Annotated in this window: 15 protein-coding genes and 1 pseudogene; all 16 read right to left on the reverse strand. The window is 48.9% G+C overall.

From position 1 onward, the window contains the following. Nucleotides 1-47 precede the first annotated feature (47 nt). The gene (gene rpsN / locus KP814_RS16170; RefSeq protein ID WP_216737727.1) at nucleotides 48-353 is read right to left on the reverse strand and encodes a 30S ribosomal protein S14; all 306 of its coding nucleotides are present in this window, start codon (nucleotides 351-353) and stop codon (nucleotides 48-50) included. Between the two features lie 11 nt (nucleotides 354-364). Continuing rightward, nucleotides 365-904: a 50S ribosomal protein L5 gene (rplE, locus tag KP814_RS16175; protein ID WP_127973654.1), complete on the reverse strand. Its 540-nt coding sequence runs from the start codon at nucleotides 902-904 to the stop codon at nucleotides 365-367. A gap of 17 nt (nucleotides 905-921) precedes the next feature. Continuing rightward, nucleotides 922-1,239: a 50S ribosomal protein L24 gene (rplX, locus tag KP814_RS16180; protein WP_011399909.1), complete on the reverse strand. Its 318-nt coding sequence runs from the start codon at nucleotides 1,237-1,239 to the stop codon at nucleotides 922-924. 14 nt (nucleotides 1,240-1,253) lie between these two features. Then, the gene (gene rplN / locus KP814_RS16185; RefSeq protein WP_011399910.1) at nucleotides 1,254-1,622 is read right to left on the reverse strand and encodes a 50S ribosomal protein L14; all 369 of its coding nucleotides are present in this window, start codon (nucleotides 1,620-1,622) and stop codon (nucleotides 1,254-1,256) included. Between the two features lie 30 nt (nucleotides 1,623-1,652). Further along, on the reverse strand, nucleotides 1,653-1,919 hold the full coding sequence (gene rpsQ / locus KP814_RS16190) for a 30S ribosomal protein S17 (RefSeq protein ID WP_011399911.1): 267 nt from the start codon (nucleotides 1,917-1,919) through the stop codon (nucleotides 1,653-1,655). A gap of 1 nt (nucleotide 1,920) precedes the next feature. Then, nucleotides 1,921-2,112, reverse strand: a complete 192-nt coding sequence (gene rpmC, locus KP814_RS16195) for a 50S ribosomal protein L29 (protein ID WP_127973655.1) — start codon at nucleotides 2,110-2,112, stop codon at nucleotides 1,921-1,923. Continuing rightward, a complete protein-coding gene (gene rplP / locus KP814_RS16200; protein WP_127973656.1) occupies nucleotides 2,113-2,526 on the reverse strand; it encodes a 50S ribosomal protein L16 in 414 nt (137 codons plus the stop codon). A gap of 11 nt (nucleotides 2,527-2,537) precedes the next feature. Beyond that, nucleotides 2,538-3,221: a 30S ribosomal protein S3 gene (gene rpsC, locus KP814_RS16205; RefSeq protein ID WP_127973657.1), complete on the reverse strand. Its 684-nt coding sequence runs from the start codon at nucleotides 3,219-3,221 to the stop codon at nucleotides 2,538-2,540. A 10-nt stretch (nucleotides 3,222-3,231) separates the two neighbouring features. Further along, the gene (rplV, locus tag KP814_RS16210) at nucleotides 3,232-3,564 is read right to left on the reverse strand and encodes a 50S ribosomal protein L22 (protein ID WP_011399915.1); all 333 of its coding nucleotides are present in this window, start codon (nucleotides 3,562-3,564) and stop codon (nucleotides 3,232-3,234) included. A gap of 12 nt (nucleotides 3,565-3,576) precedes the next feature. Beyond that, nucleotides 3,577-3,852, reverse strand: coding sequence for a 30S ribosomal protein S19 (rpsS, locus tag KP814_RS16215; RefSeq protein WP_011399916.1), 276 nt, complete (start codon nucleotides 3,850-3,852; stop codon nucleotides 3,577-3,579). An 11-nt stretch (nucleotides 3,853-3,863) separates the two neighbouring features. Then, nucleotides 3,864-4,688, reverse strand: a complete 825-nt coding sequence (gene rplB, locus KP814_RS16220) for a 50S ribosomal protein L2 (protein ID WP_127973658.1) — start codon at nucleotides 4,686-4,688, stop codon at nucleotides 3,864-3,866. Nucleotides 4,689-4,702: 14 nt separating this feature from the next. After that, nucleotides 4,703-4,999, reverse strand: a complete 297-nt coding sequence (rplW, locus tag KP814_RS16225) for a 50S ribosomal protein L23 (protein ID WP_127973659.1) — start codon at nucleotides 4,997-4,999, stop codon at nucleotides 4,703-4,705. Then, nucleotides 4,996-5,604 (reverse strand): 50S ribosomal protein L4, encoded by a 609-nt coding sequence (rplD, locus tag KP814_RS16230; protein ID WP_011399919.1) that lies wholly within the window; start codon nucleotides 5,602-5,604, stop codon nucleotides 4,996-4,998. The genes rplW and rplD overlap by 4 nt, the downstream gene beginning before the upstream one ends. 12 nt (nucleotides 5,605-5,616) lie before the next feature. Beyond that, complete coding sequence (rplC, locus tag KP814_RS16235; protein ID WP_127973661.1) at nucleotides 5,617-6,255, reverse strand: 50S ribosomal protein L3; 639 nt, start codon at nucleotides 6,253-6,255, stop codon at nucleotides 5,617-5,619. Between the two features lie 92 nt (nucleotides 6,256-6,347). After that, the gene (rpsJ, locus tag KP814_RS16240) at nucleotides 6,348-6,659 is read right to left on the reverse strand and encodes a 30S ribosomal protein S10 (protein ID WP_011399921.1); all 312 of its coding nucleotides are present in this window, start codon (nucleotides 6,657-6,659) and stop codon (nucleotides 6,348-6,350) included. Between the two features lie 154 nt (nucleotides 6,660-6,813). Continuing rightward, nucleotides 6,814-6,949, reverse strand: a pseudogene (gene tuf, locus KP814_RS16245) (elongation factor Tu); the annotation flags it as partial.

Consider the following 6,949-nt stretch of genomic DNA (forward strand, 5'->3'; position numbering starts at 1 on the left):
AGCGCTTTCGGCCTAACGGCCGAAAGACGCTTACCAACGGTCGAGCGTTACCAGCTTGCCTTTTTCAAACCTGGCACATCACCGCGCATTGCGGCTTCGCGAAGTTTAATTCGGGACAGACGGAACTTTCTCAATACCGCATGCGGACGGCCAGTTACTTGGCAGCGATTGCGCAGTCTAGAGGGACTAGCGTCTCTCGGCAGCTGCTGCAATTTCATCTGCGCTTCCCAACGCTCTTCATCAGAGACGTTCGGATTTGCAATAATGGCCTTCAACGCAGCGCGCTTCTCAGCGTATTTCGCTACGGTTTTTTCACGCTTGAGCTCACGCTCGCGCATTCCAACTTTTGCCATATCAGTTCACCTTATTTTCTGAACGGGAAGCTGAACGCGCTAAGCAGCGCTCTGCCTTCGTCGTCAGTGTTTGCGGAGGTCGTGATGGTGATATCCATTCCGCGGACTTTATCGATTTTATCGTAATCGATCTCCGGGAAGATAATCTGCTCTTTCACGCCCATAGAGTAGTTTCCACGCCCGTCGAATGACTTCTGGTTCAAACCACGGAAGTCACGTACACGAGGAATAGCTACATCAACCAGACGCTCAAAGAATTCCCACATACGATCGCCACGCAAAGTAACTTTGCAACCGATAGGAAAACCTTGACGAATTTTAAAGCCAGCTACGGATTTGCGAGCTTTAGTTACTACAACCTTTTGACCGGTAATAGCTTCCAAGTCAGCTGCCGCCGCTTCGATCTGCTTTTTATCGCCAAGAGCTTCGCCGACACCCATGTTAAGGGTAATCTTCTCAATACGAGGCACCTGCATAACGCTGCTGTAGGACATTTCCTTCATCAGCGCAGGAATAACCTCTTTCTGATATACCTCTTTATACTTTGGCATAATCAACCACCTAACCTTTAGTTATCGACAAGTTCGTTTGTCGACTTGAAGATGCGCACTTTCTTACCGTCTTCAAGAATCTTAAAGCCAATACGATCAGGCTTATCGGTGGCTGAATTAAAGATCGCCACGTTTGAAGCTTGAATGGGCGCCTCTTTCTCGACGATGCCGCCAGCAGTACCCAGCATAGGGTTTGGCTTGGTATGACGCTTAACCATATTGACGCCACTGACAACCAGCTTGCCGTCTTTCTGGACGCGATTTACTTTACCGCGCTTCCCTTTATCTCTACCTGCTATGACGACAACTTCGTCGCCTTTTCTGATCTTGTTCATATCTGGTCTGACTCCTATAGCACTTCCGGGGCCAGCGAGATAATTTTCATAAATTTCTCGCCACGCAGTTCCCGTGTCACCGGCCCGAAGATACGAGTACCGATGGGCTGTTCCTGGTTATTCAAAAGAACAGCGGCATTGCCATCAAAACGAATCAAGGAACCATCCTGTCTACGTACGCCCTTACGGGTACGTACTACGACAGCTTTAAGAACCTGACCTTTCTTTACTTTCCCGCGGGGAATAGCTTCTTTAACAGAAACTTTAATCACGTCGCCGATACTTGCGTAACGACGGTGTGAACCACCCAGCACTTTAATACACATTACTCGACGGGCTCCGCTGTTGTCGGCCACGTCAAGCACGGTTTGCGTCTGAATCATCGGTTATCTCCACCTAACAGCTTTGCTTGACTAGACTTTTTCGGCCCGCTCAACAATGTTCACAAGCTTCCACGACTTAGTCTTGGAAAGAGGACGAGACTCTTGAACTTGAACGGTATCGCCAATGCGACATTCGTTGTTCTCGTCATGAGCATGAAGCTTGCTTGAGCGCTTAACATACTTGCCGTACAGGGGATGTTTCACGCGACGCTCAACCAAGACCACAATGGACTTATCCATCTTGTCACTAACGACCTTACCGGTCTCAGTGCGCACGCTTTTCTCGTTCGCGGTCATATCACTCACCTGCCTTCTGATTTAAGACTGTCTTGACACGAGCAATGTCGCGACGCACTTTACGCAGAAGATGGACTTGATTTAATTGGCCCGTCGCCTTGCGCATCCGCAAGTTGAATTGCTCTTTCAACAAAGAGATCAGTTCATTACTGAGCTCTTCCTGAGTTTTGTTTCTCAATTCTGCAGCTTTCATTTACATCACCGTTCTTGTCACAAAAGTAGTTGCGACAGGAAGTTTAGCCGCTGCAAGCGCAAACGCCTCGCGGGCCAATTCCTCACTTACCCCTTCCATCTCGTAAAGCATACGGCCTGGCTCAATCTCCGCCACCCAGTACTCAACTGGACCTTTACCTTTACCCATACGGACTTCTAGAGGTTTCTTGGTAATCGGCTTATCCGGGAATATACGGATCCAGATCTTACCGCCACGCTTAATACGACGAGTCATAGTACGACGCGCTGCTTCGATTTGTCGGGCAGTTATGCGTCCACGTCCAGTCGCTTTTAAACCAAATTCACCAAAACTTACTTTGTTTCCGCGTTGCGCCAAGCCAGTGTTGCGGCCTTTGTGGACTTTGCGGAATTTCGTACGCTTAGGTTGCAACATTTCACTGCCCCCTACTTAGAACTTTTCTTTTTAGCTGCTTTCTTTTCAGCGCGAACCTGTTCAATACCACCCAGGATTTCGCCCTTAAAGATCCAAACCTTCACACCAATCACACCATAAGTGGTATGCGCTTCGTGCGTAGCGTAGTCAATATCAGCACGAAGAGTGTGCAAAGGCACGCGACCTTCACGGTACCATTCAGTACGGGCAATTTCTGCACCGCCCAAACGGCCGCCAACTTGAATTTTGATACCTTTGGCGCCTTGACGCATCGCATTCTGAACCGCGCGCTTCATTGCACGACGAAACATAACGCGGCGCTCCAATTGGCCGGCAACGCCAGCAGCAACCAGTTTAGCGTCCAAATCAGGCTTACGAATCTCTTCTATGTTGATGTGCACAGGCACTTTCATCAACTCGCCAACTTCCTGGCGCAGTCTATCTACGTCTTCACCTTTTTTACCGATTACAATACCCGGACGGGCTGTATGAATAGTAATCTTGGCGTTTTGAGGTGGACGCTCGATGATGACCTTGCTCACGGAAGCTTTTTCAAGCTTCTTCATCAGAAACTCGCGAACCTTGATATCAGTCAGCAAATGATCTGAATAGTTCTTTTTGTCTGCGTACCAGACTGAATTGTGATCTTTAACGATCCCCAGTCGAATACCGACTGGATTAACCTTTTGACCCATCTGCTATCTCCTACTCTTCGGCTACCTTGACGGTGATATGGCAAGTCCGCTTGAAAATGCGATCCGCCCGACCTTTCGCTCTAGGCTTAATCCGCTTCATTGTAGGACCTTCGTCTACGCAGATAGTGGCCACCTTCAGCTCATCAACATCCAGCCCTTCGTTATGCTCAGCATTGGCGATAGCTGACTCCAGCACTTTCTTGATAATGCTAGAAGCCTTTTTGGGACTAAAGGTCAATATGTCCAACGCTTCTTCAACCCGCTTACCGCGCACCTGATCTGCAACTAAACGAGCTTTCTGAGCAGATAAGCGAGCACCAAATAATTTTGCCGCTACTTCCATCTCTATACCCTCTTACCGTTTAGCTTTCTTGTCTGCAGCGTGTCCGCGATAAGTACGTGTGGCTGCAAATTCACCCAGTTTATGGCCGACCATGTCTTCAGTCACATAGACAGGAACATGTTGACGACCGTTATGAACTGCGATAGTTAAACCAACCATTTCCGGAAAAATGGTGGAACGACGTGACCAAGTTTTAATTGGCTTCTTGTCTTTGACTTCTACCGCTGTCTCCACTTTCTTGAGAAGGTGAAGATCAATAAATGGACCTTTCTTTAAGGAACGTGGCACGAGAGACCCCCTTACTTAGCTTTGCGACGACGCACAATCATTTTGTCTGTACGCTTGTTCTTACGAGTTTTGTAACCCTTCGTAGGAACACCCCAAGGAGTAACCGGGTGCTTACCGAAGTTACGCCCTTCACCACCACCATGCGGGTGGTCAACTGGGTTCATCGCAGTACCACGAACGGTAGGTCTTACCCCACGCCAGCGTTTAGCACCAGCTTTTCCGTATACACGCAGGTTGTTCTCGCTATTGGATACTTCGCCCAATGTAGCGCGACACTCCACAAGCACCTTACGCATCTCGCCGGAGCGCAAACGGATTGTTGCATATGCCCCTTCACGAGCAACGACCTGGGCCGAAGCGCCAGCGCTTCTAGCAATCTGGGCACCCTTGCCTGGCTTCATTTCGATACAATGAACGACAGAACCTACGGGAATGTTTCTCAGAGGCAAGCAGCTTCCCACGCGAATCGGAGCTTCTTGTCCGGAAGCGATTGCGTCACCTACAGATACACCCTTAGGAGCAATAATGTAACGACGCTCTCCGTCGGCATATTTCAACAAAGCAATATGCGCGGTACGGTTAGGGTCATATTCCAAGCGCTCAACAACAGCAGGAATGCCATCCTTGGTGCGCTTAAAATCGACAACACGATACAACTGCTTATGGCCGCCGCCCTGATGGCGCACAGTAATTCGACCTGCGTTGTTGCGTCCGCCGTTCTTACGTTTTTTCTCAGTCAACGACGCCAAAGGAGCGCCTTTATGCAGTGACGGATTTGTAACAGCCACTACATGTCTACGACCGGGAGATGTTGGTTTAGTTTTAACAACTGGCATTATTCGCTCCCCCCTTACTCGACATCTACAAAATCGATAGATTGACCGGAGGCAAGACGAACATATGCCTTACGAATATCATTGCGCTTACCCATACCGCGTGCGGTACGCTTGGTTTTACCCTTGATATTCACAACCTGCACCGACTCAACCTTAACATCAAACAAAGCTTCAACCGCTTTTTTAATCTCGGGCTTTTTGGCATCGGCCGCCACACGGAAGACCACTTGATTGTTGATTTCCGCTAACAATGTGGCCTTTTCCGAAATATGGGGCCCAAGCAAAACCTTATAGAGCCTTTCTTGGTTCATCCCAACATCTCCTCAATTTTCTTAAGCGCAGAGACAGTAACTAGCACCTTGTCATGCGCGATAAGGCTGACAGGGTTAATAGCAACAGCGTCACACACATCGACATGCGGAATGTTACGGGAAGCCAAATACAGGTTTTGATCAACCGCATCCGCTACTATTAATACATTCTCAAGCCCAAGGTCCTTCAGCTTCGCATTGAACTGCTTGGTCTTTGGAGCTTCTACAGCCATTTCCTCAACAACAACCAGGCGCTCCTGTCTAACAAGTTCAGACAGAATTGACTGCATTGCTGCGCGGTACATCTTTTTGTTCACTTTCTGAGAGTGATCCAACGGCGTAGCAGCGAATGTTTTACCGCCGCCTCTCCAGATAGGGCTGCGAATAGTACCCGCACGAGCACGGCCACTACCCTTTTGACGCCATGGTTTCTTTCCACCGCCGCTCACTTGGGAGCGTGTCTTCTGGGCTTTTGAACCCTGACGACCACCAGCCAAATAAGCAGTAACTACTTGGTGAACCAGAGCTTCGTTAAAATCTCTTGCAAAGGCCACGTCAGATACTGAAACAGTACCCTTACCCGCACCATTAATCGTTAACTCCATCTCTCACCCCTCTTATGCTTTAACCGCGGGCTTGATAACCACGTCTGCGCCGGTCGCTCCAGGAACTGCGCCCTTAATCAGAAGCAAACCTTTCTCTTCGTCGACTCTTACAATTTTAAGAGTCTGCACAGTGACGTTTTTATTGCCCATCTGGCCAGCCATTTTTTTGCCTTTGAACACTCGTCCAGGAGACTGGTTCTGACCAATAGAGCCAGGAGCGCGATGAGAAAGAGAGTTACCGTGAGTGGCATCTTGAGTAGAGAAGTTCCAGCGCTTGATAACGCCAGCAAAACCTTTACCCTTTGAACGCCCAGACACATCAACTTTTTGTCCGGCTTCAAAGATAGTGACGGGAACTTCGTCGCCAACCTTGTACTCAGCAGAGTCAGTGGCGTCCAAAGTAAATTCACAAACAACACGTCCAGCTTCAACGCCAGCTTTAGCAAAATGGCCCGCCATGGGCTTATTTACGCGCGACGCCTTCACTGAACCAGAAGCCACCTGAATTGCCCGATAACCGTCAACCTCAAGACTTTTAACCTGAGCAATGACGTTTTTCTCGACCTGAATCACAGTGACCGGGACGGCTGCGCCGTCATCTTCAAACAAACGAGTCATGCCAGCCTTACGGCCGACCAAACCAATCGCCATTTTTCACCTCTTAGTGCACGGGGCTTTCACCCTCTATGGCCACATACAAAAGTGTTACACCAATGAAGCGACGCTATATGCGTCAACCTTGCTTAGCCTAGGCTAATTTGGACATCAACGCCCGCTGCAAGATCCAGCTTCATCAGTGCGTCTACAGTTTTCTCTGTAGGCTCAACAATATCCAACAAGCGCTTATGAGTGCGAATTTCGTACTGATCGCGCGCATCTTTGTTTACGTGCGGAGATATCAGCACCGTAAAGCGCTCTTTTTTGGTTGGCAAAGGGATTGGCCCGCGAACTTGCGCACCAGTACGTTTTGCCGTATCAACGATCTCTTGCGTAGACTGATCGATCAAACGATAGTCGAACGCTTTTAGCCTGATTCTAATTTTCTGGCCTTGCATTTATTTACTCCGAATCCAACGACGGAAGACAGCCATACCCTACAAAAAGGAGCCGCATTTTAAGCAGCCGGCCATTTCCTGTCAAGAGCACTTTTTAAACAGCTCAATAAAAAAGGGGGAGCGAGCTCCCCCTTTACCTTATGACTGGCTAGTCTTACTCGAAAATTTTAGCAACAACGCCAGCGCCAACTGTACGGCCGCCTTCACGAATCGCGAAGCGCAAACCTTCTTCCATCGCGATTGGAGCGATCAGGCTGACTTTCATTTTTACGTTGTCGCCAGGCATAACC

This window comes from Hahella sp. HN01 (genome assembly GCF_018986435.1).
Classification (GTDB): domain Bacteria; phylum Pseudomonadota; class Gammaproteobacteria; order Pseudomonadales; family Oleiphilaceae; genus Hahella.